The organism is Klebsiella sp. GG_Kp173 (assembly GCF_040062415.1).
Taxonomy (GTDB): Bacteria; Pseudomonadota; Gammaproteobacteria; order Enterobacterales; family Enterobacteriaceae; genus Klebsiella; species Klebsiella quasipneumoniae.
In genome coordinates this window covers 13505-39562 of record NZ_JBEAFZ010000006.1, presented here as the reverse complement: position 1 = coordinate 39562, position 26058 = coordinate 13505, and the positions used below count along the sequence as shown (strand labels likewise).

The following is a 26058-nucleotide window of genomic DNA, read 5'->3' as shown; positions in this document are numbered from 1 at the left end:
AACGCTGATCGATATATCCTTAACATTTTGTTTATTAGGAACTTTCGCATACCAATACACCGATATCTCACTTTTCCAGGCAGATATTGCATTAATGAAAAACATCCCTTAGATTACCCCGGCTAAAAAACGTCTGCACCTCACCATTATATTCTTTAATTTATTCTGACACCTTTTTTAATACCCAACAGGGAAGTTATATGACGAATTTTTTGATCAATATAAAAAATCACTATTTGCGGGTTGCTATTGCGGAACTGGTGGATGAAGCGATGAAGACCTACGGGGGATCAGAGTATCAGTTTTCTCAACAATGGAACGCGGATGGGATGGCGCAAGCTAATGTGATCTTCACGGAAATGGTGGCGGGAGAATGGTACCTGTGTCATGACCTGTTTCAGCATGCCCCAGAGCAATACACACTTTTTATTTTTCAGGATAATGAACAAGCTACCGCCGAAGAGGGTTTACCCAACTGTCTGCGGCAGGCGGTGTTTATGCCTCCCCACGCTCCCGTTCAGCTTCTTAAAGATGAGATAGCCAGCGCGATTCAGCGCTCCCTGCCACCTCATCATGACCCATCCTTCAATCGCCTGCGGCGTTGCATCAATTGCGCCTGCAAGACGGTCAGCGATGCGCAAACCAAAGTCATTTACGCATTCAGTATTGGATTAAGTCCGCATGAAGTCGCCGCGGCGCTTAAAATTAGCCATAAAACAATTCATTCGCATAAAAAGAATATTATGTGCAAGTTCAATTTAAACAGCCGCCAGCAATTTAACAACCTCGTAAAACTACTCGCAAGACGTTAATACAATCGCCATTGTATTACCTCTGCAGATTATCTTCTGGAACGGAAGACGTAGCGTCTTTTGCGTCTTTCCCGAATGTAAGAAACACCACTCCACAAAGAAATAATGGGGCAGAGAATCAGGCATAAAATAATAAACAAGTCACTCATAGCAGACCTAAAAAAAGAAATTTAACCTGGACTGATATTATGCATTCCATTTTATCGAGGCAAGACCAGCATCGCTTTTTGAGAGCGTGAAATAGAATGGTAGGATAATTCCTGGTGACGAGTATTAACCGGTAAGTTAATACGCTGAGCCAATATTTCCAAAAAATGCGATCGGTCTGTTTGCCCTTTTTTGCATTGAGCATGCGAAAAAGATAGCTAAACTTTAGATTCCCTGTAGAGTGAAGGTAGTCACCAAGTGAAACTCACGTTCCGCGTGCGGACATCACGGTTAGTTAAAGGGCACCAAATACAGACTCCCTATCTGGGGGGCAGGCCATACTTTTCTCAACATGCGCTGCACAGGCCATCGCAGCTTTGCTGCAGCGACCGGAATGACTAATGCTAACCACCCTGATTTATCGCAGCCAGGTTGATCCTGACCGCCCGCTCACCGATCTCGACGCTTTAATTCATCGCGCCTGCGGGAAAAATACGCCCCTTGGCATCACCGGCATTCTGTTGTTTAACGGCCTGCAGTTCTTCCAGGTGCTGGAAGGGAGCGAAGAGAGTCTGGAGTCGTTATTCCACGAAATACAAAGCGATCCGCGCCATCGCGATGTGGTTGAGCTGATGCGCGACTATTCGGCCTACCGTCGCTTTCGCGGCACCGGGATGCGCATGTTGGATCTCCGTCTTTACGATAACGATGGCGCGTTGGAGGAGATCCTGCGCATTAGCTCGTTCGGGGTCACCGAGCCAATCAACGACCGGATGTTCCGACTGATTAACGCCTTTATCGCTAACGGTGGGCGCTATTGTCTCCCCGAGCCGTTGCAGCCTTCTCGCTGGACGATGAAGGCCGCCGGGGGCACAGCCACGCCGCGTCATCTGCCCGATCAACCCTGCCAGTTTGCCTTGCAGGCTATCGTCGAACCAGCGAAAAAGCGAATCTCCTCCTTTGAAGCGCTGATCCGCAGCCCTACCGGCGGATCCCCTGTGGAGATGTTTGCCGCCATCCCGGCGGAGGATCGTTACCGTTTCGACCTCGAGAGCAAAGCATATGCCTTCTCTCTCGCAGGTCAGCTACCGCTTGGCAAACACCAACTGGCCATTAACCTGCTGCCCGGTTCGCTGTATAACCATCCTGACGCCGTCGGCTGGCTGATGAACAGCCTGCTGGCGGCCGGCCTCAGGCCGGACCAGGTGCTGATAGAGGTCACCGAAACGGAGGTGATCACCTGCTTCGACCAGTTCCGCAAGGTGCTCAAAGCGCTGCGCGTCGCGGGCATGAAGCTGGCCATCGATGACTTTGGCGCGGGTTACTCCGGCCTGTCGTTACTGACCCGCTTTCAGCCTGATAAAATCAAAGTGGACGCAGAGCTGGTGCGCAACATTCATATCAGCGGCACCAAGCAGGCGATTGTCGCCTCGGTCGTCCGCTGCTGCGAGGATTTAGGCATCACGGTCGTGGCGGAAGGCGTTGAAACCCTGGAGGAGTGGTGCTGGCTACAGTCGGTTGGCATTCGCCTGTTTCAGGGCTTCCTGTTCTCCCGGCCTTGTCTGAATGGCATCGGGGAGATTCTCTGGCCGGTAGAGCGCCAGGCTGCGGATTTGTAAGGGCGCAGCGTCCGGTAGCGTCACTGCCAGTGGGCGAGTTTTTCGCCCAGCGCCGCCATGGCGAAGCGCACCGCTTGTGCCACCACTGCCTCGCAGTCACCGGTAAAGCGCATCCGTTGGGTTTCGATCTGGCCGCGAAAGTTCCATGCAAACCATACCGTCCCGGCGGGAGTTCCATCCACCCCTCCTTCCGGCCCCGCATAGCCGCTGATGGCGATGGCGATATCGGCCCCGGCTAACGTCAAAATACCGGTCGACATTTCCTGAACGCACGCTTCGCTGACAGCGCTATGTACCGCCAGGGTTTCCGCGCGGACCTGGAGCACGTTGCGCTTGGCTTCATCGCTGAAGGTAACCACGCCGGTATCATAAAAGGCCGCGGTATCAGCCTGAGCACAGAGCGCCGCCGCCAGATTGCCACCGGTGCAGGATTCCGCCGTGGTCAGTCGCCAGCCTCTCGCAATAAGCGCCCGGGCCACCCGAGCGGTCAATTCATGGGTATTTTGTGCGTCTTTATCGATTTGGTCCGTCATTCTGACACCTCGCCGACTTTTAGAAGGAACACAGCCTCACAGGCCCTGTTTACAGGATAGCATATCGATTTCTCTGATCGCCGGGAGGCCGTTTACGCCTCCTTTAGCGGATAATATAAAGGCCCGCAGCGCGGGCCTTGAAATGAACAACTTTAGGACAGAGGCGCAATCAAACTTTATGCTCGATCACCCTGCCTTGATTCTCAATCGCAATTTTGCGCGGTTTTTCGCTCTCGGGTATTTCCTGATGGATAGCAATTTTTAAGATCCCGCTATCCAGCTGCGCCTGATTAATCTGGGCGTGTTCAGGAAGCGAGAAACTGAGCTGGAAATCAGCCCGACGAATGCCTTTATAAATCCAGCCCTGGCTGCCGCCGGAATGATTTTCGGTTTGCGCGCGTTTGCCGGTAATATGTAAATTACCGCCTACGGTCTCTATTTCCAGTTCATCATCTTTCCAGCCTGGTACGCTGACGCTGAGCAGAAAATTACTGTCATCCACTTTCTGTAAATCGTAGGCAGGTAAGGTACCCACCGGCGTATCGCCAGTTAACTGGCTGAAAAGACGGTCAATACGATTAAAGCGATCGGCAAAAAGGGAATCAGCAAATACCGGGAGTGCTGACAAGGTTTTGAGTGCCATCATTAACCTCCTGAATATCCATTCAAAAGCTCAACATAAAGGCAAGCATTGCTTGTCCGCTATATAAAATAATAGCTAAAGCGCGTTTTTCAAGACCTGAAATAAAAATTTTCTTCGTCAGTCACCGTGAGAAATAACCAGGTCAGGTGGCAAAGTAACCCCCGCCCGACGGCGGGGGTGTGGTGCTTCTGAGTCCCATAACTGATGCTGTTTAACATTCAATAAACAGAAGCGACATGTATATATAACTTGTACAATGGGATGTCAACGCCCGAAACACGACGCATCCCCCTGCCAGTGGCTTCCTGCAACAGCGCAGGGAGAAACACGGCTCCCCGCATTATCCCTCCGTCAAGAGCGGTGCCTCGATATGACATCCGCCTCGCTGGCGCCAGACGTAAAGACGCTGGTGAAAAGATAATCCGTCAGGGAAGGAACCTTTCTCGTCCCCCCGTGCCTAATAATCTGCATACGCACTTTCTGAGGCATCATAATGACCAGCATTTTTATCTCTACCACCCTGTTCGCCCTCTTCGCGTCGATGTTGATCGGTCTGGGGATGGTATGGAGAGGCATTTCCAACAACCCGGATAACTAATCTTTTTCTACGCCGTTGCCTTTCGTCTGTTGCAGCGGCGGGTAAACACCCCACCTTCAACTCCATCTACACGCCTTGTTCAGGCGACATATACTCAGTACTTGCGCCTGCGTACATTTTTCGCAATAGCAATTCACATGGTGAATACGTAACTTCAATTAATATATTTCAGGCCAGAATTATGGCCTGCAATATAGGCAACTTAAACAGTATGTGCCTAGGCGTCAGCCATACGCCTGGGAGAAGGGATCACAATCGCATGATTTCAAAATCATTTCTCACAACGCCCCCTCCATGATGAACTATGCTTTCCTTTAGACATTATGCTGGAGGTGGCGATGTGCGGACGTTTTGCGCAAGCACAGACGCGGGAAGAATATCTGGCTTATCTTGCCGAAGAGGCTGAATACGATATCCCCTGGGACCCGGCGCCGATTGGGCGGTATAACGTGGCACCCGGGACAAAAGTGTTACTCCTGAGTGAAAGGAATGCGCAACTCCACCTCGATCCCGTTTACTGGGGTTATGCGCCAGGATGGTGGGATAAATCCCCGCTGATCAACGCCCGCGTTGAGACCGCAGCCACCAGCAGGATGTTCAAACCGCTGTGGCAGCACGGGCGGGCGATCTGCTTCGCCGACGGCTGGTTTGAGTGGAAAAAGGCCGGAGAGAAAAAGCAGCCCTACTTCATCCAGCGCAAGGATGGCCAGCCGATATTTATGGCCGCTATTGGCAGCACGCCCTTCGAACGCGGGGATAGCGCCGAAGGATTTTTGCTGGTGACCGCTGCCGCCGATCGCGGTCTTGTCGATATTCATGACCGCCGGCCGCTGGTCCTGGCGCCGGAAGCCGCCCGGCAATGGATGAGGCAAGAAGTCACCGGCGCGGAAGCGGTGGAGATTGCCAGGGACGGAGCCGTCACCGCCGACGATTTCATCTGGCATGCGGTATCGCGGGCGGTCGGCAATGTCAACAATCAAGGGCCAGAGTTAATTGAGCCAGTAGAATGAACGCATGATTCTGTGAGCAATCCCCACCTGATGCGCCGGCTGCGGTGCGATCCAGCCTTGCGAATAAGCGCCCGCGGGTTACCCCGACTGGCTTAACCACTCGCTTAAGGTCAACGAATAGAGCAGACTCGGCGGTGCATCTTTTACATCAGCAATATCGTTAATGTACCTCATCCCGGCTTTCTCGAGAACTTTCTGCGAAGCCAGATGGTTAGCCCGGACAACCGCTGACATCTCCGCAAGTTTAAGCGCCTCGAAGCCATATCTTATCGCGCCAATCGCAAACTCGGTGGCCAGTCCTTTTCCCCATGCCTCAGTGGAAAACCGATATCCGAGATTGTTAATGGTCACATCGTTATAACTGCGTAGACTTACGCCGCCAAAGCCAATGATTTTTCCCGGGGTATCACGCGCCGATATGGCCCAGTTGCCAAATCCGCGATCGTGCCAGTGGGCAAGCCAGCGCTGGAGAACCGTACTGGCATAGTCAATATCCGGATAGGGCCCTGCGGGATTAAAGGTATTTGTCGCCGGATCGCCATAAATTCGGTATAGATCGACAACATCTTCAGCCATGACAGGGCGAAGACGCAGGCGATGAGTCTCAATATGCAAACGTATCTCCTTGACGAATGAGGTGGGCAGTGCTCCTCCCTGCCGATCAAAACCCTACGATGAGCTCAACCAGTGATGAGGAGCGGTCGAGGAACAGACCCTCGACAATTCTACAATAGTATCTGCCCGGCGATACGCCCAATCCCCATCGAAAAAAGCATGGCCAGCGAGCTCCAGAACGTAATTCTGATGATCGCCCTGACAGGCGGTGCGTTACTCACAACGGAAGAGAGATAGCCCAGCGCAGCCAGTGAAAAAAGTGTAGAAAAAAAGATAGAGATGGATATCAATTTTGCTGGCGATAACAAGGCAACGATCAAAGGCAACCCCGCCCCGACGGAAAAACTCACTGCCGAAAAGAGAGCCGCCTGCAAAGGTCGCGCAGAAAGGACATCCGTTAACCCCAGTTCTTCGCGGGCATGAGCCTCCAGTGCGTCTTTAGCCATAAGCTGCTCTGCTACCTGCCGGGCAAGCGCTGGCTCCACACCACGTTGGATATAAAGTGATGTCAACTCCCGCACCTCTCCCTGATAATCTGCGTCAAGCTCGCTTTTTTCCTGGGCAAGCGCCGCGGCTTCGGTATCCGCCTGGGATGATACCGAAACATATTCTCCTGCGGCCATAGACATGGCGCCAGCAACCAGCCCGGCGACCCCCGCCAGTAGTACACCCGAAGAGCCGCTGTTTGCAGAGGCGACGCCGAGCACCAGGCTTGCGGTTGAGACAATCCCGTCATTTGCTCCCAGAACCGCAGCCCTTAGCCAGCCGACGGTTTCGATGCTGTGTCGTTCAAGATGCATGTCGTTTCCCTTTAAATACGCATCCTCATCGGAATTAGAAAATGCAGAACATTAATCAATAATCGCTTGTTTCCTTTGACGGCGAAAGGAGAGAAAGATATGCAGCACTCCCATCGCACCATGTGCCCAGAAATAGGTTTCAATGAACACCGTCAGAAACTTATGCCAATGAAGGACTGTTTCCGCCAGCGACGGTGACGCCCATGACGCGGTGTCCAGTACAAACCAGAGTCCACCACAGAGTGCGACCGCTAACAGTGCCAGTACGCCAAGCCCCTGAATCATTGCCGCTATGCCCCCAGCATGGGCTTCAGGAAGACGAAATGTCATCAGCTGTTTACTGTCTTCAACCACACCACGAAAATCAAACGTCGACCAGGCAAAATAGTATCGAAACCCGCGCGTATTAAGCATCCAAACCAGCATCACCGCACCAAGCGCAATCAGCGCTAATCCCGAGACAATATGAAACCATGTGACGACCCCGGTAATATTCAGGTCGCGAAGCGCCTCACTTTCAGTGAAATTAGAGCTAATAATCTGCAGCAGAATCAGGGTGGCGACAATAATATGCAGCATGCGGAAAAAAGGGGTGTCTTTATGCGGTAGTGCATTACGTAACTGTTCGTTCATGATTTGGCCATTTTATGAGAGGATTGGCGAGGTCAGTATCCTGCCTGTTTGTTAATTAAACCTTAACACCCGTGTTTGCAGGGAAATAAGTGGCGCCTGATGTCCTCTTTTTCTGTGTTTGGAAAACGGACAAAGTCGCTGTCCCCTGTGCCGCCCCGTTACTGCGACGGAAATATCGCCGGTATAGTTTTTTCTCAGAATTTGAGGGGGGACTGGGGAGAACAGTGTGGAGACATTTGAGGAACAAAAAGGGGTCAAAAACCGGGCATCGAGCCCGGTTATCGTGTCATCCTGAGAAGGCCCTACTCACTCAGCCCGCGATTTTTCAGCATCGGCTCAATCTGTGGATCGTGTCCGCGCCACTGGCGATAAAGTTCAGCTAAATCAGTGCTATTGCCGCGCGACAGAATCGCTTCCCGGAAGCGCTGACCGTTCTCACGGGTCAAACCGCCCTGCTCCACGAACCACTGATAGCCGTCATCGGCCAGCATCTGGGTCCACAGATAGGCGTAATAGCCTGCCGCATAGCCCCCGCCGAAGATATGGGAGAAGTAGCTGCTGCGATAGCGCGGGGGAACGGCCGCCAGATCCAGTTGCTCATCCCGAAGTATCTTCTGTTCAAACGCATCCACCTCGTCCGGTAACGCAGTGGTCGACAGCGTGTGCCAGCGCATATCGAGCAGCGCGGCGGCTAGCAGCTCGCTCATGTCATATCCTTTATTGAAAGTTGCCGCACGCAACATATTGTCGCGCAGCGCCTCCGGCATCGGCTCTCCGGAGCGATAATGCTTCGCATAATGGGCAAATACCTGCGGATGGCTGGCCCAGTGTTCGAAGATTTGCGACGGGAACTCGACAAAATCCCGCGGGGTATTGGTGCCGGAGAGGCTGGCATAACGCTGGTTGGCGAACAGCCCGTGCAGGGCGTGGCCAAACTCATGGAACAGGGTGATCACCTCATCCCATGACAACAGCGCGCTCTGCTCGCTCTGCGGCCGGGTGTAGTTGCAGACGTTATAGATAACCGGGCGCTGCTCCCGCAGGGTCGACTGTTCGACAAACACGTCCATCCACGCGCCGCCGCTCTTTGAATCGCGCGCGAAATAATCACCATAAAACAGCGCCATCCCTTCGCCATTGTGGTCGAAGATCTCCCAGACCCGCACATCCGGGTGGTACACCGGGATGTCAAAGCGCTCCACGAAGCGGAGCCCAAAGAGCTGCGATGCCGTCCAGAAGACGCCGTCCTGCAGCACGCGCTCGAGGGCAAAATAGGGTTTAAGCTGCGCGTCATCAATGGCATAGGCAGCCCGCCGCACCTGCTCGCTGTAGTAAAGCCAGTCCCATGCCTGCGCGTGAAACGCCCCGCCTTCGTTGTCGATCACCTGCTGGATGTCCGCCAGCTCACGTTCCGCCCTCGCCCGCGCCGCCGGCGCGATCTGACGCATAAAGCCCAATGCCTCCGCCGGGGAAGCCGCCATTTGATCGGTCAGCGCCCAGCTGGCGTAATCTGCCGCCCCCAGCAGTTCCGCCTGCTGCGCGCGGATCGCCGCCAGCCGCAGCACCAGACTACGGGTATCATGCTCATCGCCCTGCTGATTGCGCGTCCAGCCGGCGGCGAAAAGATTTTCCCGCGTTTGCCGGTCGCGCAGCGCAAGCAGCTGCGGCTGCTGGGTGGTGTTGGTCAGCGTCAGCAGCCAGCGATCGCTGAGCCCTTTTCCGCGCGCCGCCTCGGCCGCCGCCGCTATCTCCTCATCGTTCAGGCCGTCCAGTTGATGTCGGTCATCGACCACCAGGCCGCCGCTTTTCGCCGCCCCCAGCAGCCGCTGCTGGAACTGACTTTGCAAAGTGGCCGCTTCAGTGTTCAGCGCGCGCAGCACCGCCTTCTGCGCCGGGTCCAGCGTTGCCCCGGCGTGAACAAAACGTTGCCATGTCAGGGTCAGGAGACGCAGGGATTCGCCGTCAAGCGCGAGCGTCTCGCGCTGTTCGTAGACGCTGTTCACCCGCTGGAATAAGGCCTCGTTGAGCCAGATATCATTCCCCAGCCCGGCGAGCTCGGCGGAAAATTGTTCATCCAGTGATTGAAGATAAGGGTTGGTATGGGCGCCGGCCATGGCGAAAAAGACCCGCGTCACCCGCGCCAGCAGCTGTCCGCTCTGCTCCAGCGCCTCGAGCGTGTTGGCGAAACTGGCCGGCTGCGGATTGTCGATAATGGCGCGGATCTCCTCACGCTGCTGCCGAACGCCCTCATCAAACGCCGGCCGATAGTGACTGTCTTCGATCAGATCAAACCGCGGCGCCTGGTAAGGCAACAGACTGACGCTAAAAAAGGGGTTTTGTTCGGACATCTTTCTCTCCTGCACAGGCTAATCCTGTAAGATTAGGCTTCTCCTTAAGGGGTCGCAATGATTTCCGTTACCGGTCGCCGCCTGTGCGTGCTATGGTATGAAAACACAAAAAGCGTTGAGGAACAGTAAGATGATTATCATGGTCACCGGCGCCACTGCCGGTTTTGGTGAAAGTATTACTCGCCGTTTTGTCGCTAACGGTCATAAAGTGATTGCCACCGGACGTCGCGAAGAGCGCCTGAAGACGCTGAAAGATGAGCTGGGCGATAATCTTTATATCGCGCAACTGGACGTCCGCAACCGCGCCGCTATTGAGACGCTGATTACCGACCTGCCCGCCGAGTGGCAGGCTATCGATGTGCTGGTGAACAACGCGGGTCTGGCGCTCGGTCTGGAGCCGGCGCACCGCGCCAGCGTGGAAGACTGGGAAGATATGATCGACACCAATAATAAAGGGCTGGTGTACATGACCCGCGCCGTCCTGCCGGGCATGGTGGCGCGCAATCGCGGCCATATCATCAACATCGGTTCCACGGCGGGCAGCTGGCCTTATGCCGGCGGTAACGTCTATGGGGCGACCAAAGCCTTTGTGCGCCAGTTCAGCCTCAATCTTCGCACTGACCTGCACGGCACCGCGGTGCGCGTCACCGACATCGAGCCGGGCCTGGTGGGCGGCACCGAGTTCTCTAACGTCCGCTTTAAAGGCGATGACGCCAAAGCCGGTAAAACCTACGAGAACACCGAAGCCCTGACGCCGGAAGATGTGACTGAGGCGGTCTGGTGGGTGGCCACCCTACCGAAACACGTCAACATCAACACCCTGGAGATGATGCCGGTGAGCCAGAGCTTTGCCGGGCTCAGCGTTCACCGCCAGGGCTAACCGTCAGCCACCCGGCCTGATGGCCGGGTATGGGCGGAACCGCAAAAAACGCGTAAAATAGTGCGCATAACCCCATAAAAAGTAACCATCAATGGCCGCAGAATCGCAACTGAATCCGACGCAACCCGTTAATCAGCAAATTTATCGCATCCTCCGCCGGGATATCGTTCACTGCCTCATCCCGCCTGGCACGCCGCTGTCGGAGAAAGAAGTCTCCGTGCGTTTTGCGGTATCTCGTCAGCCGGTGCGCGAGGCCTTTATTAAGCTGGCGGAGAATGGACTTATCCAGATCCGTCCCCAGCGCGGCAGCTACGTCAACAAAATCTCCCTGTCTCAGGTGCGCAATGGTTGCTTTGTCCGCCAGGCGATTGAGTGCGCGGTGGTCCGCCGTGCCGCTGGCATGATTAACGATGAGCAAGTCTATCAGCTGGAGCAGAATCTCCATCAGCAGCGTATTGCCGTCGACCGCCAGCAGTTAAACGATTTTTTCCTGCTTGATGATGAATTTCACCAGAAGCTGTCGGTTATTGCCGATTGTCAGCTGGCCTGGGATACGGTGGAAAACATCAAAGCCGCCATTGACCGCGTGCGCTACATGAGCCTTGACCATGTCTCCTCCCCGGAGATGCTTCTGCGCCAGCATCACGAAATTTTTACCGCGCTGGAAAAACGCGACGCTGAGGCAGTCGAGAAAGCCATGAGTATTCATTTGCATGAAATCAGCGAATCTGTGCTGCTGATCCGCCAGGAGAATCGCGACTGGTTTAGCGAAGAGTAAGGACCAGACGGCTGCGAAATAAGGCTGACGCAGCCGTCGTGACGGAGGGGATTATCTGACCACCAGCACCGGCGTTTTGGCGTAGCGCAAAATGGACTCGGCGTTGGAGCCCAGCAGATGGGTGGAGATCCCCGGTTTGCGGGAGCCAATCACTATCACATCGAACGCTTCGTTGTTACTGATAGCCAGAATTTCATCGCGCACGTTACCAAACACGACCCGGGTATGGATCCGTGACATTGGCAGGTCGAACAGTCGCGCCACCTCGCGCATCTTTTTCTCTGACTCTTCCTGCATATAGGCTTCGAATTTACGAATATCCGCCGTAAATCCGCGTAATAACGAACGGCTGCTGTTCGGCAGGACGTTGAGCAAGGTGATCTCGCCATTTTCCGCCGATGCGAGAAATTCCGCGTGACGCACTGCCTTATCGCTTAAATCCATTTCAAAAACATCAACAGGCAATAAAATCTTTTTATACATGGCCCGCACTCCTTTTCCAGAGAAAATGATTTTTCAATAACTTAACTATGCCATTTTTGCGGTGAATGACCAGCCATTATTCGGAAAAATAACAGCTAATTATCTTTAGTAAATCAGGGAAATATAGAGTTATGTAAGGACATTGCGTTCGATCATATTTTTAGCCTGCTAAAAGCGATCGACAGCAAAAAAAGATTTATCAGCGGAACCGTGCAGAAACAGCAGAAGAGCCGGTGTCGACCCCATGACCGACACCGGGAACAAATGATTATTGCGCCTCAGCCCATGCGGCAACGGTGGCTTTCGCCCCCTGATGCTGCAGCGCTACATAGGCGCGGGTCACCGCCGAGACGAACCGCGCTTCCTGCGGCAGCTCCCGGCCAAAGATGGCCTCAATGCCCAACAGCGCTTTGACGCGCGCTTCGCCATCGGCGCTGGCGGCTACCGCCTGCTGGATCACCGGCAGCAGCGGATCGCAAATTTCGATTGCCTGGCCGGCGTCGTCAACACCGCCGACATAGCGCATCCACCCCGCCACGCCCAGCGCCAGCAGCGTGAAGTCATGCTGGTGCGCCAGATGCCAGCGTACCGAGTCCAGCATGCGCTGCGGCAGCTTCTGGCTACCGTCCATTGCAATCTGCCAGGTACGGTGTTTGAGCGCCGGATTGCAGTAGCGGTCAATCAGCAGACTGGCATAGTGTGACAGATCCACCCCCTGCACTTTTAAGGTCGGGGCCTGCTCGTCCAGCATCAGCGCCAGCGCCGCGCGGCGGTAGTTGTCATCCTGCATACAGTCGTTGATATGCTGATAACCGGCCAGATAGCCGAGATAGGCGAGGAACGAATGGCTGCCGTTGAGCATCCTCAGCTTCATCTCTTCGAAAGGCACCACATCGGCGACCAGCTCCGCCCCCGCTTTCTCCCACTGTGGACGTCCGGCGACAAAATTATCCTCAATCACCCACTGGCGGAACGGCTCACAGGCCACCCCAGCCGGGTCGCGCACGCCGGTCAGCTGTTCAATTTTATCGAGGGTTTCCGCGGTCACCGCCGGGACAATGCGGTCCACCATGGTCGACGGAAAGGTGACGTTCTGTTCTATCCATGCCGCGAGGTCCGCGTCCAGCGCCCGGGCGTAGGCGCAAACGACGTTGCGCATCACATGACCGTTTTCCGGCATGTTATCGCAGGACATCACGGTAAAGGCAGGCAGCCCTGCCGCCCGGCGGCGCGCTAAGGCCTCCACCACCACGCCCGCTGCCGATTTCGGCTGGCGCGGTTTAGCGAGATCGGCGGCGATCAGCGGGTGATCGAGCTGCAGCTCGCCGCTGGCAGGCGAATGGCAATAGCCTTTCTCGGTAATGGTGAGGGAGACAATGGCCACCTGTGGCTCACACATCGCCGAAAGCACGGCCTCGAGACCATCGACCTGGGCATGCAGCGCCTGCTTCACCACCCCGACCACGCGCGCGGTCCACGCGTCGGCGGACATTTCGGCCACGGTATACAGCAGATCCTGCTGCCGGAGATCGGCGATTTGCTGCTCGCCGCCAATCAGGTTGACTTCAGTGTAGCCCCAGTCACTGCCGTACTCGCTGGCCAGTATATCGGCGTATACCGCCTGATGGGCGCGGTGAAACGCGCCAAAACCCAGATGGACGATACGGGGGACCAGCGCGTGGCGATCGTAGCCGGGCAGGATGGCGTTAGCGGTTAAGAGGGTGTTTTCCATGGTAACTCTCGTTGTTATGTGGCTCATCAACCATTCTCTGGGAGAACTCTCGAGGAGAATGCCTTTGTGCCTCAACCATCTCACGCAATTGGTATAACATCTTTGATTTCTGTCAACTACCATACAAGAAGCTTTTTGCCGGGTTGTGCTCGCTGGCGATCGGTCACAAAATCTCTGAGATGACAGAAGAAAATCCGCCACGAAGCGGTAAGAGAAGACGGATCATGGCGCAGGCCACGCCTCCCTGCGGGCCTGTTGCATAACGACCGGTTAATCGATGCGGGTTTTGACGATAAAGAAGTAGCACAGCGCCCCGGCGAAGGTCACGCCGGCGGCGATCACCAGCGCCAGATTGAAAGAGTGGGTGGTATCCACAACCCAGCCGGTGACGATCGGCGCGAAGGAGGCAAACACAAAGCTGCCAAAGTTCTGGATCGCCGCCACCGACGCCACTTTATGTTCCGCCACCAGCACCTGTACCAATCCCCAGGCCGAGGTGCCAGCGAAATGGACGCAGAACAGCGCCATGGAGATAAACGCCACCGCCTGGGTCGGCGAGTTTGATTGCACCACCAACAGCGTGCCGAGCGCGGAAAGCACCAGTCCGGCGACAATCGCCGTTTTGCGGGTTTTCGCCAGATCGTAGCCTCTGCGCGCCAGCGCATCGACCACCAGCCCATTGACCCACATGCCCACCGCCGCAGCGAGAAACGGGATCGCCGCCACCCAGCCGGTTTTAGCAAGGCTCAATCCCTGCTGCGCCTGCAGATAACCCGGCAGCCACGCGATATACAGCCAGCCGGTATAGTTCACCCCGGAGAAGCCGAGGATCATCCCCCAGGTGGTACGTCGTTTAAACAGCGCCAGCCATTCGCTCAGTTTCAGCGCCGGTCGTGCCGCCTCCTCGCTGGCCAGATAGCGTTGCTCCTCCTCCTGCAGGGTGAATTGCCGCCGGTTACGGTATCCCACATACCAGCACAGGCCGACCAGGATACCGGCTAAACCAATCACCACAAACATTGTCCGCCAGCCCCAGGCCAGCTGCATGATGACCAGCGCCGGCGGGGCGATGGCCTGACCCAGCACCGTCGAGGAGTTAAATATCCCCACCGCCGTGCCGCGCTCTCGTTGCGCATACCAGTCGTTGATCGATTTCACGCCGGCGGGCATAAACGGCGCTTCGCCGATCCCGAGGCCAATGCGCAGCAGAATAAAATGCGAGAACGAATTGACTATCCCGGTCAGGGCCTGCATCGCAGACCAGAATATTAGCCCGGCGCCCAGCACAACCCGCGGTCCGAGGCGATCCAGCAAAATGCCCGAGGGCAGTTGCGCGAAGCCGTAGGAGAGCGAAAAAGCGGAGAGCAGCACCCCGAACTCGGTGGCGCTCAGACCCAGATCGGCGCGTATCGCCTCCCCGGCGACGCTCAGGGAAGAGCGGTCCAGAAAGTTAACGATACCGGCGATAAACAGCAGCGTCAGGGTGATCTTCTGCACCCGACGGATGCGCAGCGGCGTTGCACCCGCCTGTGGGGCAAATGTCTCAATAGCCATCGTTGTTCCTTACAGAGTCATAACCCAATATGATGTCTGATAAGTAAGGCAACAGGTCGACTACCATACAAGAATTAGGGTTTAAAAAAGTGGCAGGGATCACATTAGACGGGCTTATGCCCGTCCCCAGCCCGCCACGATGATCAGCATCCCGCACAGCGCGATGGCCGCCCCCGCCCAGTCATAATGGGTTAATTTGACTCCGTCAACGACCCGAAGCCAGAGCAATGCGGTACAAACATACACGCCACCGTAGGCGGCATATACCCGCCCGCTGGCGGTTGGATGGAGCGTCAGGAGCCAGACGAACAGCCCCAGCGCCAGGCCGGCGGGGATCAGCAGCAGCGGCGTGGCCCCGCGTTTTAACCATAGCCACGGCAGATAGCAGCCGACGATTTCACACAGAGCGGTGGCAAAGAACAGCAGCGTGGTTTTGAGCATTAAAAGATTCGTAAAAGAGACAAAGCGTTGAACTATTCTACGCGATAATAGCCCTTTCCCTATGCTGTTTTGTCGGCTATGCCCGGCAAAACAGCTGTAGTAAACTTAACCTGAGGGTTAACCCATCACCTAAAGGAAATCGTGATGAACATGACACTGAACAAACGCTGGTGCCTGACCGCCATTCTGGCGTTAAGCGCCGTGGTCTATACCTCCAGCTCATTCGCAGCCACCGACCGGCTGGTGATTGAGTCAGGCGACAGCGCGCAAAGCCGTCAGCAGGCGTCGATGGAAAAAGAGCAATGGAACGACACCCGCAGCCTGCGCCAGAAGGTGAACAAACGGGCGGAAAAAGAGTGGGACAAAACCGATGTCGCCTTTGACGCGCAGGATAACTGCCAGAAGAGCACCAACGTCAATGCCTACTGGGAACCAAACACCCTGCGCTGCCTTGACCGCCGTACCGGCCGGGCGATCAATCCCTGAGCACGCTGGCGCCTGCGGGCGCCGCCTTTCCGTCCCCTCTTTTTCGCTTTGACCACAGGAATTCCCATGACCGACGCGCTACACGTCAGACTCCGCCCCCTTGAGCGCGAAGATTTGCGCTTTGTTCACCAGCTCGACAACAACGCCAGCGTGATGCGCTACTGGTTTGAAGAGCCCTATGAAGCCTTCGTTGAGCTTTCCGATCTGTACGACAAGCATATTCACGACCAAAGCGAGCGTCGCTTTGTGATCGAATGCAATGGCGATAAAGCCGGACTGGTGGAGCTGGTTGAAATCAACCATGTCCACCGCCGGGCCGAGTTCCAGATCATCATCTCGCCCGACTTCCAGGGAAAGGGCCTCGCCACCCGCGCCGCGCGGCTGGCGATGGACTATGGCTTTACCGTGCTCAATCTGTATAAGCTGTATCTGATTGTCGATAAAGAGAATGAAAAAGCGATCCATATTTACCGCAAGCTCGGCTTTATGGTCGAGGGTGAACTGATCCATGAGTTTTTCATTAACGGCGAGTATCGCAACACCATCCGCATGTGTCTGTTCCAGCATCAGTATCTGGCGGAACACAAAACGCCGGGGCCGTCCCTGCTGAAGCCGACGGCTCAGTAATAATCAATGCGGTTTTTAATCGTGTAGTGGCGGGTCAGCGGCGGCTGGACGCTTTCATCGATCACCTGCAGCTCACAGCTCAGCGGATTGTCATGACGATCGTAGTCGCAGGTCTGGCGCACTGTGCCCAGCGTGCGGTCGTTGAAGGTGCTGATGGCGGTATAGTCCATTTTCTTGCGCGGATCCTTCGACGGCGTGGAGGCAACGGTAAATCGCTCCTCTTTGGCGGTGGTGGTTTTCCCCAGCGGATAGCCATCGCTGTCGTAGCGGTAGGTGGCGGTGGTCTCTTTGCCGCGGGCGCTGATAATAAAACCGTTATCATCCGTTTCCCAGCTCACGCCGGTGGCGGGCATCTCCGCCAGCTGACATTTCCCCTGCAGACGCAGCCGCTTCTCATGGGTGCGGCCATCGACGTAATAGTTGGCGTCCAGCAGCAGCGTAGCGCCGGTGTTATTCTCCACATCCTCCAGCGTCAACAGATCGAAACATCCCTCTTTTGACAGTTGCGCGCTCACCTTTTTGACCACCACATCGTGTTCGTCCAGTAGCGTCTGGCTAAAATCTTTCACCGGTCCGCGCAGCGGATCGAACTCAAATTCATTGGAAAAACTCGCCATCTCCGGGGTGAAGGCTTCCGGGACAATTTCGCGGTCGCACGCCGTCAGCAACAGCGCGGTCGGGATCAGCCAATACAGTCTTTTCACAGGTGATTCCTTTTGTGTACATCCAATCATATTAGCAAATACAATTGTTTACACCAGTTCTGCTATGCTTAAATCTGGATAACATCGATAAGGAGCGTAAGATGAAACTATCCCTCTGGACAGGCGCCGCGCTGCTGCTGTGCTCCACGACCGTACTGGCGGCCCCCGACTCCTGTGAACGGGTCAAAAATGATATTCAACAGAAGATCATGAACAATGGCGTACCAGAAACGGCCTTCAGTCTGGCTATTGTGCCCAACGACCAGGCGGACCAGCCCGGCGCTCAGGTGGTCGGTCATTGCGCCAATGACACCTTCAAAATCACCTATACCCGTAACAGCGACAGTCCCGCCGAAAACGACGCACAGTAAGCCCACTTCGCTTTCAAACGAAAGATCTTATCCCTGCATTGACCAGGGATAAGATCTGCCGGCTACCCATAACGTATTATCGCTCACCCCGGCGTCTGTTAATGACGCGGCGGCCCTTCTCCGCCCAGCATAACCATCATGGAGTGAGCAATGTCGAATCAGGAATCTTCCGGCGGCGTCACCCGACGCGCGTTACTTAAATCCACAGCCCTCGGTTCTCTGGCGCTGGCCGCCGGCGGGCTTCCCCTCCCCTTTACGCTGCGCAGCGCCGCGGCGGCGGTACCGCAGGCTGCCGGCGACAACACCCGCATTGTCTGGGGCGCCTGTTCGGTCAACTGCGGCAGCCGCTGCGCCCTGCGTCTGCACGTGCGTGATGATGAAGTGGTGTATGTCGAAACGGATAACACCGGCGACGACCGCTATGGCGATCATCAGGTCCGCGCCTGCCTGCGCGGGCGTTCGATTCGCCGGCGCATCAGCCACCCGGATCGCCTTAACTATCCGATGAAGCGCGTCGGCAAACGCGGGGAAGGTAAATTTGAGCGTATCAGCTGGCAGGAAGCGCTGGATACCCTTGCTGACCGTCTGAAGCGCGTCGTCGCGCAATATGGCAACGAAGCCGTGTACATTAACTACTCATCAGGAATTGTCGGCGGGAACATCACCCGCTCCTCGCCTTCCGCTTCGCCGGTGGCGCGGCTGATGAACTGCTACGGCGGCTCGCTTAACCAGTACGGTACCTACAGCACCGCGCAGATCGCCTGCGCCATGCCCTACACCTACGGCAGTAACGATGGCAACAGCACCTCGGATATTGAAAACAGCAAGCTGGTGGTGATGTTCGGCAACAACCCGGCGGAAACCCGCATGAGCGGCGGCGGCATTACCTGGTATCTGGAACAGGCCCGCGAGCGCTCCAACGCGCGGATGATCGTTATCGATCCGCGCTACACCGATACCGCCGCCGGTCGCGAAGATGAGTGGATCCCCATTCGCCCCGGCACGGACGCCGCGCTGGTCGCCGGTATCGCCTGGGTGTTGATTAACGAGAATCTGGTGGATCAGCCGTTCCTTGATAAATACTGCGTCGGTTACGATGAGAAGACGCTGCCGGCCGGGGCGCCTGAGAATGGCCACTATAAAGCCTATATCCTCGGCGAGGGCGACGACGGCGTCGCCAAAACGCCGCAGTGGGCCTCGCGTATCACCGGCATCCCAGCCGATCGCATCATTAAACTGGCGCGCGACATCGGCATGATCAAACCGGCCTATATCTGCCAGGGCTGGGGGCCGCAGCGCCAGGCCAACGGCGAGCTCTCGGCCCGGGCAATCGCCATGCTGCCGATCTTAACCGGCAACGTCGGCATTAACGGCGGCAACAGCGGCGCCCGCGAATCGACCTACACCATCACCATCGAGCGTCTGCCGGTGCTGGAAAATCCGGTGAAAACCGCCATCTCCTGCTTCACCTGGACCGACGCCATCGCCCGTGGTCCGGAAATGACCGCCACCCGCGACGGTGTGCGTGGCAAAGAGAAGCTGGATGTGCCAATCAAATTCCTGTGGAACTACGCCGGCAATACCCTCATCAACCAGCACTCCGACATCAATAAGACCCACGATATTCTGCAGGACGAGAGCAAGTGCGAAACCATCGTGGTCATCGACAACTTTATGACCTCGTCGGCGAAATATGCCGACCTGCTGCTGCCCGACCTGATGACCGTTGAGCAAGAGGATATCATTCCCAACGATTACGCCGGCAATATGGGCTATCTGATTTTCATCCAGCCCGCCACCTCGGCGAAGTTTGAACGCAAACCGATTTACTGGATCTTAAGCGAAGTGGCGAAACGGCTCGGCGACGATGTCTACCAGCGTTTTACCGAGGGGCGCACGCAGGCGCAGTGGCTGCAGCATCTGTACGCCAAAATGGTGGCGAAAGATCCGGCGCTGCCGGCCTACGAGGAGCTGAAGCGAATGGGCATCTACAAACGCAAGGATCCGAACGGCCACTTCGTCGCCTATCGCGACTTCCGCCGCGATCCCGAAGCGCATCCGCTCAACACCCCGTCCGGCAAAATTGAGATCTACTCCAGCCGGCTCGCCGAGATTGCCGCCCGCTGGCAGCTGGAGAAAGACGACGTCATCAGCCCGCTGCCGGTCTACGCCTCCACATTTGAAGGCTGGGACGATCCGCTGCAGCTATTTGGATTCCACTATAAGGCGCGCACCCATTCCAGCTACGGCAACGTGGATGTGCTGCAGGCCGCCTGCCGTCAGGAAGTGTGGATCAACCCGCTTGACGCGGAAAAACGCGGGATTAATAACGGCGATCTGGTGCGGGTGTTCAACCAGCGCGGCGAAGTCCGGCTGCCGGCGAAAGTGACGCCGCGCATCATGCCGGGCGTGTCGGCGATGGGCCAGGGCGCGTGGCACGACGCCAATATGGCCGGCGACCGGGTTGACCATGGCGCCTGCATGAATACCCTGACCACCCATCGCCCGTCGCCGCTGGCGAAAGGGAATCCGCAGCATACCAACCTGGTCGATATCGAGAAGGTTTAAGGAGTAAACCATGAGCACGCAATATGGATTCTTTATCGACTCCGCTCGCTGTACCGGGTGCAAAACCTGCGAGCTGGCCTGTAAGGACTATAAAAACCTGACCCCGGAAGTCAGTTTCCGTCGCATCTACGAGTATGCCGGCGGCGACTGGCAGCAGGACAACGGCGTCTGGCAGCAGAACGTTTTTGCCTATTACCTCTCCATCGCCTGTAACCACTGCGCCGATCCGGCCTGCACCAAAGTCTGCCCGAGCGGGGCGATGCACAAGCGCGAAGACGGTTTTGTGGTGGTGGATGAAGAGGTGTGCATCGGCTGCCGCTACTGTCATATGGCCTGTCCGTACGGCGCGCCGCAGTACAACGCCGACAAAGGCCATATGACCAAGTGCGACGGCTGTCATGAGCGCGTCGTCGAGGGGAAAAAGCCGGTCTGCGTCGAGTCCTGCCCGCTGCGGGCGCTCGATTTCGGGCCGATTGCTGAACTGCGTGCTAAGCACGGCCAACTGGCGGCGGTAGCCCCGCTGCCCTCGGCGCACTTCACTCAGCCGAGCATCGCGATCAACCCTAACCGCAACGCCCGGCCGTGTGGCGATACCACCGGTTATCTGGCAAACCCGAAGGAGGTGTGAGATGGGAAGCGGATGGCATGAATGGCCGCTGGTGCTGTTTACGGTACTGGGGCAATGCGTGGTGGGCGCGACACTCATCAGTGGTCTGGTCTGGCTCGAGCTGGCGGACCAGCGCGAAGCGCGGCAGCGTCTGGTGCGCAGCATGTTTTTTATCTGGCTGCTGATGGGGATCGGCTTTCTCGCTTCAGTTATGCATCTCGGTTCGCCACTGCGCGCGTTTAACTCGCTGAACCGCGTCGGCGCCTCGGCGCTGAGCAACGAAATCGCCAGCGGCGCCTTGTTTTTCGCTGTGGGCGGATTCTGGTGGCTGCTGGCAGTGCTGGAAAAAATGCCGGCGGCGCTGGGCAAAATCTGGCTGGTGATCACCCTGCTGTTGGGGCTGCTGTTTGTCCTCGCGATGACCCGGGTTTATCAAATCGATACTGTACCGACATGGTACACTGGCTACACCACCAGCGCCTTCTTCCTGACGGTACTCCTTAGCGGGCCGCTGTTCGCCGCCCTGCTGTTGCAAATGGCGAAAGTCGACGTTAACGGCTGGTTTATTGCTGGGTTGAGCGTGGCCGCGCTGGTCATCAGCGCCGCGGTGATCGTCATGCAAAGCGCCGGGCTCAGTACTATTCACAGCTCCGTTCAGCAGGCGGCCAGCCTGTTGCCGAATTACGGCAGACTGCAGGCCTTACGCCTGATCCTGCTGGCGCTGGGACTCGGCTGCTGGCTGTGCCCGCTGATCCGTCGCCAGCCGCCGCGCGCGGCGGGGCTACTGGCTGGTCTGCTGCTGGTCTTGATTGCTGAATGTATTGGCCGCGGCCTGTTTTATGGGCTACATATGACCGTCGGTATGGCGGTTGCCGGTTAATGAGACGGCGCGCCGGCGCGCGCCGCAGAAAGGAATAAGTGATGATGCCGTTCCCACACCGCGACGCCGTCGCGTTAAGCGCCCGTACCCTGGGCGCGTTGTTCTCTTATGCGCCGAATAACGCGCAAATCGCGCCGCTGGTCGCCGCCTTCCAGGACGGCAGCTGGCAGCAACAGTGGCCCTACCCGGTTGCTGCCCCGCTGGCATCGGGGTTTGCCGCGTCGGCTGAAGAGTCGTTGCCGGAAGCCTGGCAGCGCCTGTTTATCGGACCATGGGCCCTGCCGGCGCCGCCATGGGGATCCGTCTGGCTGGATAAAGAATCGGTGCTGTTCGGCGAATCCACGCTGGCCCTGCGCGAATGGATGCGCGCGAACGGCATCGCACTGGACGCCGATCGCAACGAGCCGGAAGACCATTTCGGCACCCTGCTGCTGCTGGCGGCGTGGCTGTGCGAAACGGAGCAGGAGGCGTTGTTTGGCCAGCTGCTGGCCTGGCATCTGCTGCCGTGGTCCGGACGCTTCCTGAGCGTCTTTGTCGAACGCGCTGCCCACCCCTTCTACCAGGCGCTGGGTCAGCTGGCGCAGGCGACCCTGGCGCAGTGGCAGGAGAATCTGCCGATCGCCGTGGCGGAAAAGCCGCTCTATCGCTAATCCCTTTACCGCGCCGGTAGTCGGCGCGGTTTCCTTATTTGCACGCCTGACCGTGACCCGCACTTATCGCTTTTGCATATAAGGTTATTCCCTATCACAATAAGGCCATGTTTTCCGACTCTCGCCATGACCGATGCACCGTCTTCATCCCTATCCTGACGTGCAGGTGATGTTTCGTCGCCTGCTGATCGCCACGCTGATTGGCCTGCTCGCCGCCCTGGCGGTGGCCCTGTTTCGCCATGCCATGGTGGTGCTGGAAACGCTGTTTCTCGGTAACGACAGCGGGAGCCTGGTCAACGCCGCGCAGTCGCTGCCGGCGTGGCGGCGGCTGATTACCCCGGCGCTGGGGGGACTGGCGGCAGGGACACTTCTCTGGCTCTGGCAGCGGCGCAGCATTGCCCGCCCGCACGCCGCCACCGATTATATGGAAGCCCTGGAAACCGGGGACGGTTGCTTCGATACGCCGGCAAGCCTGGTGAAGTCGCTGGCCTCGCTGCTGGTGGTGGTCACCGGCAGCGCGATTGGCCGGGAAGGCGCCATGATCCTGCTGGCCGCGCTGGCGGCCTCGCTGTTCGCCCGCCGCTTCACGCCGCAGGCAGAATGGAAGCTGTGGGTCGCCTGCGGCGCCGCCGCCGGGATGGCCAGCGCCTATCATGCCCCGCTGGCCGGCAGCCTGTTTATCGCTGAAATTCTCTTTGGCACGCTGATGCTGGCCTCGCTTGGGCCGGTTGTCATCTCGGCTGTGATCGCCCTGCTGCTCACCCAGTTTCTCAACGGCGGCGCCGCGCCGCTGTACCATGTCGTCCTGCAGCAGGACCTTAGCGCGCTGCACTATGGCCTGATGCTCGCCACCGGACTGCTGGCCGGGCTGTGCGGGCCGCTGTTTATCTGGCTGATGGCCTACAGCCACCGCGGGTTCGTCAGGCTGAAGCTGGCGCCGCCGTGGCAGCTGGCGCTGGGCGGGCTGATAGTCGGCGGCTTATCGCTCATCACTCCGGCGGTGTGGGGCAACGGCTACAGCGTGGTGCAAAGCTATCTCCTGCTGCCGCCGCCCGGCGCGCTGCTGGTGGCGGTATTCCTGTGCAAACTGCTGGCGGTGCTGGCCAGCAGTGGCTCCGGCGCGCCGGGCGGGGTGTTTACCCCCACGCTGTTTGTTGGTCTGGCGATGGGCATGCTGTTTGCCCGCTTCAGCGGGCTGTGGCTACCGGGGGATCAGGAGATGGCTTTGATGATGGGACTGACCGGCATGGCGGCGTTTCTTGCCGCCACCACCCATGCGCCCATTATGTCGACCCTGATGATTTGTGAGATGACCGGGCAGTATACGCTGCTGCCCGGCCTGTTGATCACCTGCGTGGTGGCGTCGGTGCTGTCGCGGACGTTACGCCGGGATTCGATCTATCGCCATCACGTTGCCGAGCATGTCTAAGTCGACGTAGCGGCTTAGCTCACGCTGCTCGGCGCGCGGCAGATACGGCAGCTCGCCAATGAGCGGCGCCGGCAGCTTTTTGCTGAGCACATCGATGATTTCGGCGTAGTGCGCCAGACCGGGGTTAATGCGGTTGGCCACCCAGCCGATCAGCGGTAGCCCGTCATTGGCGATCGCCTGGGCCGTCAGCAGCGCATGGTTGATGCACCCTTCCTGGATCCCCACCACCATCAGCACCGGGAGCTGCTCCTGTACCACCCATTCGGAGAGCGGTCGCAGGTCGTTCATCAGGCTGCGCCAGCCGCCGGTGCCTTCAACCACCACATGTTCAACCTGCCCGGTCAGCCGCTGCAAACCATCCGACAGCAGACCGTAGTTGATCGGGCAGCTGTGCGCCACGCTGCTTTCGTCTTCGCTTAAGGCGATGGGATTGACAGCCTCATAGGGTAACGCCAGCGTGGAGACGCTCTGCAGCACCAGCGCGTCTTTGTTACGCAAACCGTCCGGCGTCTCTTTGCTGCCCTTCGCCACAGGCTTGTACCCGGCCACGCTTTTGCCTCTGGCAGCAAGTGCCTGCAACAGCGCACGGGAAACCACTGTCTTCCCGACAGAGGTGTCTGTACCTGTAATAAAGAAACGCTTAAACATCACTAACCCCACAGTTTTGTCGATGAAATATACGGGAGAGAAATAATCAACAGTGGGCAAAGTCTACGTGAAGCCGCTGGGGGTCAGCTTGAGATAGCGCAATTTTTGGTGTGACTATGAAAAAATGTTAACCCTGTAACAGTCGTATGAGTAAGGATCCGTTATAGAGCGCATCCTTGACCAACGCCGCGCCAGCCATCGTTCCGCGGTTGGAGAACTGGGTGCTTTCAACCGCGATATGCTGGCTGTAGGCCGGGAGTGATTGTTGCCGAATGCAGCTGGAAATTGCCGGAAAAAGAATGTCTGCCGCCAGGTTAAACGGCGAGCCAATCAGGATTTTCTGCGGGTTAAACAGATTGACCATGATCGCCAGAATGCGGCCGACGTGATTACCGACGCCGCTGATAATGTCCCGGGCCAGCAGATCGCCCTGCAGCGCCGCCTGACATAGCCACTCCACGCTCAGCGGACGCTGATGCAGCAGCGAGCTCATCGACTGCGCCATCCGCATCTGCGCCAGCTCCAGCACGCTCTCCACGCTGGCGATCGTTTCCAAACAGCCATGGTTGCCGCAGTAGCAGCGTTTGCCGTAGGGGTCGACCTGGGTATGACCGATCTCCACGAGACTGCTGCTGCCGGCGTGCAGCAGACGTCCATCGGTGATAACCCCGGCGCCGACGTTGTGATCGATCACTACCTGAATCACGTCCCGGGCGCCGCGCGAGGCGCCAAACAGCGATTCCGCCATGGTCCAGGCGCTGATGTCATGCTGAATATAGACCGGCACCCCGGTATGGTTGGCCAGCGTTTCGCCTAACGGGACGTCTTTGACTTCTTCATAAAACGGCATGCGATGAATAATGCCGTTTTCAGTATCAATGATACCCGGCATCGTGATGGCGATGGAGGTGAGACGTTCCAGCTTCTTCTGGTGGCGAATAAAGAAGCGATCGATATGGTCGATAATCCGCGTCAGAAACGGCGTGCTGTCGGCAAGCGCCAGCTCCAGCTGCTCCTCCACCACCAGCTGGCTGCTTAAATCACGCAGCGAAAGGTGGATCTCGCCGCGGCTGATGCGCACCGCCAGATAGTGCCATGCCTCGGTTTCCACCATCAGCCCCACCGCCGGCCGCCCGCGGCTGCCGGGCTCCTGAATTTCGGTCTCCTGCACCAGGTGCGCTTCCAGCATTTCGCGGACAATTTTGGTGATGCTGGCGGGCGCCAGTTGCGCAAATCGGGAGAGGTCGATACGCGATACCGGGCCGAGCTGATCAATCAGGCGATAGACGGCGCCCGCATTGGTCTGCTTGATTTGATCGATATGGCCTGGTTGACTATCCGCTACCACCATTGACTCCCTTTATTTTCGCGCTTCGAAATAAACTTTCGGCTATGGTGAAGCACTTCGATGGTGAACGTCAAATTTTTGCTTAGCCTTGTGATTTACCGCACATTTCCAGCC

At 57.2% G+C, this 26058-nt stretch carries 27 protein-coding genes and 1 pseudogene; 13 read left to right on the top strand and 15 right to left on the bottom strand.

Features of this window, described 5'->3' with window-relative positions; genetic code table 11:
* Window positions 1-200 precede the first annotated feature (200 nt).
* Window positions 201-812 (top strand): LuxR family transcriptional regulator KbvR, encoded by a 612-nt coding sequence (kbvR, locus tag ABLU50_RS05770; protein ID WP_004206009.1) that lies wholly within the window; start codon window positions 201-203, stop codon window positions 810-812.
* 29 nt (window positions 813-841) lie between these two features.
* Here kbvR and ABLU50_RS05765 read toward each other — a convergent pair whose 3' ends face one another.
* Complete coding sequence (locus ABLU50_RS05765) at window positions 842-961, bottom strand: small membrane protein (protein ID WP_140414674.1); 120 nt, start codon at window positions 959-961, stop codon at window positions 842-844.
* 399 nt (window positions 962-1360) lie between these two features.
* Here ABLU50_RS05765 and ABLU50_RS05760 point away from each other — a divergent pair, with 399 nt between their 5' ends.
* A complete protein-coding gene (locus ABLU50_RS05760; protein WP_087833271.1) occupies window positions 1361-2578 on the top strand; it encodes a diguanylate phosphodiesterase in 1218 nt (405 codons plus the stop codon).
* Window positions 2579-2598: 20 nt separating this feature from the next.
* Here the strand turns inward: ABLU50_RS05760 and ABLU50_RS05755 are convergent, their stop codons facing one another.
* The 3 genes and pseudogenes from ABLU50_RS05755 to ABLU50_RS05745 all read right to left on the bottom strand — a co-directional run.
* The gene (locus tag ABLU50_RS05755; RefSeq protein WP_087833270.1) at window positions 2599-3111 is read right to left on the bottom strand and encodes a 2-oxo-tetronate isomerase; all 513 of its coding nucleotides are present in this window, start codon (window positions 3109-3111) and stop codon (window positions 2599-2601) included.
* Window positions 3112-3280: 169 nt separating this feature from the next.
* Window positions 3281-3754, bottom strand: a complete 474-nt coding sequence (locus tag ABLU50_RS05750; RefSeq protein WP_017900339.1) for an Hsp20 family protein — start codon at window positions 3752-3754, stop codon at window positions 3281-3283.
* Window positions 3755-4204: 450 nt separating this feature from the next.
* A pseudogene (locus tag ABLU50_RS05745) lies at window positions 4205-4297 on the bottom strand (hypothetical protein); the annotation flags it as partial.
* 393 nt (window positions 4298-4690) lie between these two features.
* Between ABLU50_RS05745 and ABLU50_RS05740 the strand changes: the two are divergent.
* Entirely contained in the window at window positions 4691-5362 is a 672-nt protein-coding gene (locus ABLU50_RS05740) for an SOS response-associated peptidase (RefSeq protein WP_087833326.1), read from the top strand.
* Window positions 5363-5440: 78 nt separating this feature from the next.
* Here ABLU50_RS05740 and ABLU50_RS05735 read toward each other — a convergent pair whose 3' ends face one another.
* The 4 genes from ABLU50_RS05735 to dcp form a co-directional block, all read right to left on the bottom strand.
* Window positions 5441-5977: a GNAT family N-acetyltransferase gene (locus tag ABLU50_RS05735; protein WP_087833269.1), complete on the bottom strand. Its 537-nt coding sequence runs from the start codon at window positions 5975-5977 to the stop codon at window positions 5441-5443.
* A 110-nt stretch (window positions 5978-6087) separates the two neighbouring features.
* Entirely contained in the window at window positions 6088-6777 is a 690-nt protein-coding gene (locus tag ABLU50_RS05730) for a VIT family protein (RefSeq protein WP_032455996.1), read from the bottom strand.
* A gap of 51 nt (window positions 6778-6828) precedes the next feature.
* Window positions 6829-7410 (bottom strand): cytochrome b/b6 domain-containing protein, encoded by a 582-nt coding sequence (locus tag ABLU50_RS05725; protein ID WP_004206021.1) that lies wholly within the window; start codon window positions 7408-7410, stop codon window positions 6829-6831.
* A gap of 302 nt (window positions 7411-7712) precedes the next feature.
* Entirely contained in the window at window positions 7713-9758 is a 2046-nt protein-coding gene (dcp, locus tag ABLU50_RS05720; RefSeq protein WP_087833268.1) for a peptidyl-dipeptidase Dcp, read from the bottom strand.
* 130 nt (window positions 9759-9888) lie between these two features.
* Here dcp and ydfG point away from each other — a divergent pair, with 130 nt between their 5' ends.
* Together ydfG and ABLU50_RS05710 are read left to right on the top strand one after the other, a co-directional pair.
* The gene (gene ydfG, locus ABLU50_RS05715) at window positions 9889-10638 is read left to right on the top strand and encodes a bifunctional NADP-dependent 3-hydroxy acid dehydrogenase/3-hydroxypropionate dehydrogenase YdfG (RefSeq protein WP_057215052.1); all 750 of its coding nucleotides are present in this window, start codon (window positions 9889-9891) and stop codon (window positions 10636-10638) included.
* Between the two features lie 91 nt (window positions 10639-10729).
* Entirely contained in the window at window positions 10730-11416 is a 687-nt protein-coding gene (locus ABLU50_RS05710) for a GntR family transcriptional regulator (protein WP_004206025.1), read from the top strand.
* Window positions 11417-11467: 51 nt separating this feature from the next.
* On the opposite strand, the gene ABLU50_RS05705 is transcribed toward ABLU50_RS05710, so the two are convergent.
* From ABLU50_RS05705 to ABLU50_RS05690, 4 genes are all read right to left on the bottom strand, one after another.
* The gene (locus ABLU50_RS05705; protein ID WP_004206026.1) at window positions 11468-11899 is read right to left on the bottom strand and encodes a universal stress protein; all 432 of its coding nucleotides are present in this window, start codon (window positions 11897-11899) and stop codon (window positions 11468-11470) included.
* A 268-nt stretch (window positions 11900-12167) separates the two neighbouring features.
* Window positions 12168-13631 (bottom strand): fructuronate reductase, encoded by a 1464-nt coding sequence (locus ABLU50_RS05700; RefSeq protein ID WP_087833267.1) that lies wholly within the window; start codon window positions 13629-13631, stop codon window positions 12168-12170.
* 270 nt (window positions 13632-13901) lie between these two features.
* A complete protein-coding gene (locus tag ABLU50_RS05695) occupies window positions 13902-15185 on the bottom strand; it encodes an MFS transporter (protein ID WP_017900333.1) in 1284 nt (427 codons plus the stop codon).
* Window positions 15186-15299: 114 nt separating this feature from the next.
* The gene (locus tag ABLU50_RS05690) at window positions 15300-15662 is read right to left on the bottom strand and encodes a YnfA family protein (protein ID WP_072140454.1); all 363 of its coding nucleotides are present in this window, start codon (window positions 15660-15662) and stop codon (window positions 15300-15302) included.
* Window positions 15663-15770: 108 nt separating this feature from the next.
* On the opposite strand from ABLU50_RS05690, the gene ABLU50_RS05685 reads away from it, so the two are divergent.
* Together ABLU50_RS05685 and speG are read left to right on the top strand one after the other, a co-directional pair.
* Window positions 15771-16112 (top strand): DUF1283 family protein, encoded by a 342-nt coding sequence (locus ABLU50_RS05685; protein WP_087833266.1) that lies wholly within the window; start codon window positions 15771-15773, stop codon window positions 16110-16112.
* A gap of 66 nt (window positions 16113-16178) precedes the next feature.
* Window positions 16179-16739, top strand: coding sequence for a spermidine N1-acetyltransferase (gene speG / locus ABLU50_RS05680; protein WP_004206037.1), 561 nt, complete (start codon window positions 16179-16181; stop codon window positions 16737-16739).
* Here speG and ABLU50_RS05675 read toward each other — a convergent pair.
* Window positions 16733-17443: a YnfC family lipoprotein gene (locus ABLU50_RS05675; RefSeq protein WP_087833265.1), complete on the bottom strand. Its 711-nt coding sequence runs from the start codon at window positions 17441-17443 to the stop codon at window positions 16733-16735. The genes speG and ABLU50_RS05675 overlap by 7 nt on opposite strands.
* A gap of 101 nt (window positions 17444-17544) precedes the next feature.
* Here ABLU50_RS05675 and ABLU50_RS05670 point away from each other — a divergent pair, with 101 nt between their 5' ends.
* From ABLU50_RS05670 to clcB, 6 genes are all read left to right on the top strand, one after another.
* Entirely contained in the window at window positions 17545-17814 is a 270-nt protein-coding gene (locus ABLU50_RS05670) for a DUF1161 domain-containing protein (protein ID WP_023318174.1), read from the top strand.
* Window positions 17815-17964: 150 nt separating this feature from the next.
* Window positions 17965-20382: a selenate/tellurate reductase subunit YnfE gene (gene ynfE / locus ABLU50_RS05665; protein WP_348864613.1), complete on the top strand. Its 2418-nt coding sequence runs from the start codon at window positions 17965-17967 to the stop codon at window positions 20380-20382.
* Window positions 20383-20392: 10 nt separating this feature from the next.
* On the top strand, window positions 20393-21010 hold the full coding sequence (locus ABLU50_RS05660) for a DMSO/selenate family reductase complex B subunit (RefSeq protein ID WP_048324102.1): 618 nt from the start codon (window positions 20393-20395) through the stop codon (window positions 21008-21010).
* A 1-nt stretch (window position 21011) separates the two neighbouring features.
* Window positions 21012-21869: a DmsC/YnfH family molybdoenzyme membrane anchor subunit gene (locus ABLU50_RS05655; RefSeq protein ID WP_065903393.1), complete on the top strand. Its 858-nt coding sequence runs from the start codon at window positions 21012-21014 to the stop codon at window positions 21867-21869.
* A gap of 41 nt (window positions 21870-21910) precedes the next feature.
* Entirely contained in the window at window positions 21911-22519 is a 609-nt protein-coding gene (dmsD, locus tag ABLU50_RS05650) for a Tat proofreading chaperone DmsD (protein ID WP_049003714.1), read from the top strand.
* Window positions 22520-22652: 133 nt separating this feature from the next.
* The gene (gene clcB / locus ABLU50_RS05645; protein WP_053810422.1) at window positions 22653-23948 is read left to right on the top strand and encodes a voltage-gated ClC-type chloride channel ClcB; all 1296 of its coding nucleotides are present in this window, start codon (window positions 22653-22655) and stop codon (window positions 23946-23948) included.
* Here the strand turns inward: clcB and bioD are convergent.
* Window positions 23901-24596, bottom strand: coding sequence for a dethiobiotin synthase (bioD, locus tag ABLU50_RS05640; protein WP_004206045.1), 696 nt, complete (start codon window positions 24594-24596; stop codon window positions 23901-23903). The two genes, clcB and bioD, sit on opposite strands and share 48 nt — an antisense overlap.
* A 127-nt stretch (window positions 24597-24723) precedes the next feature.
* Complete coding sequence (mlc, locus tag ABLU50_RS05635) at window positions 24724-25944, bottom strand: sugar metabolism global transcriptional regulator Mlc (RefSeq protein ID WP_004206046.1); 1221 nt, start codon at window positions 25942-25944, stop codon at window positions 24724-24726.
* Window positions 25945-26058 lie beyond the last annotated feature (114 nt).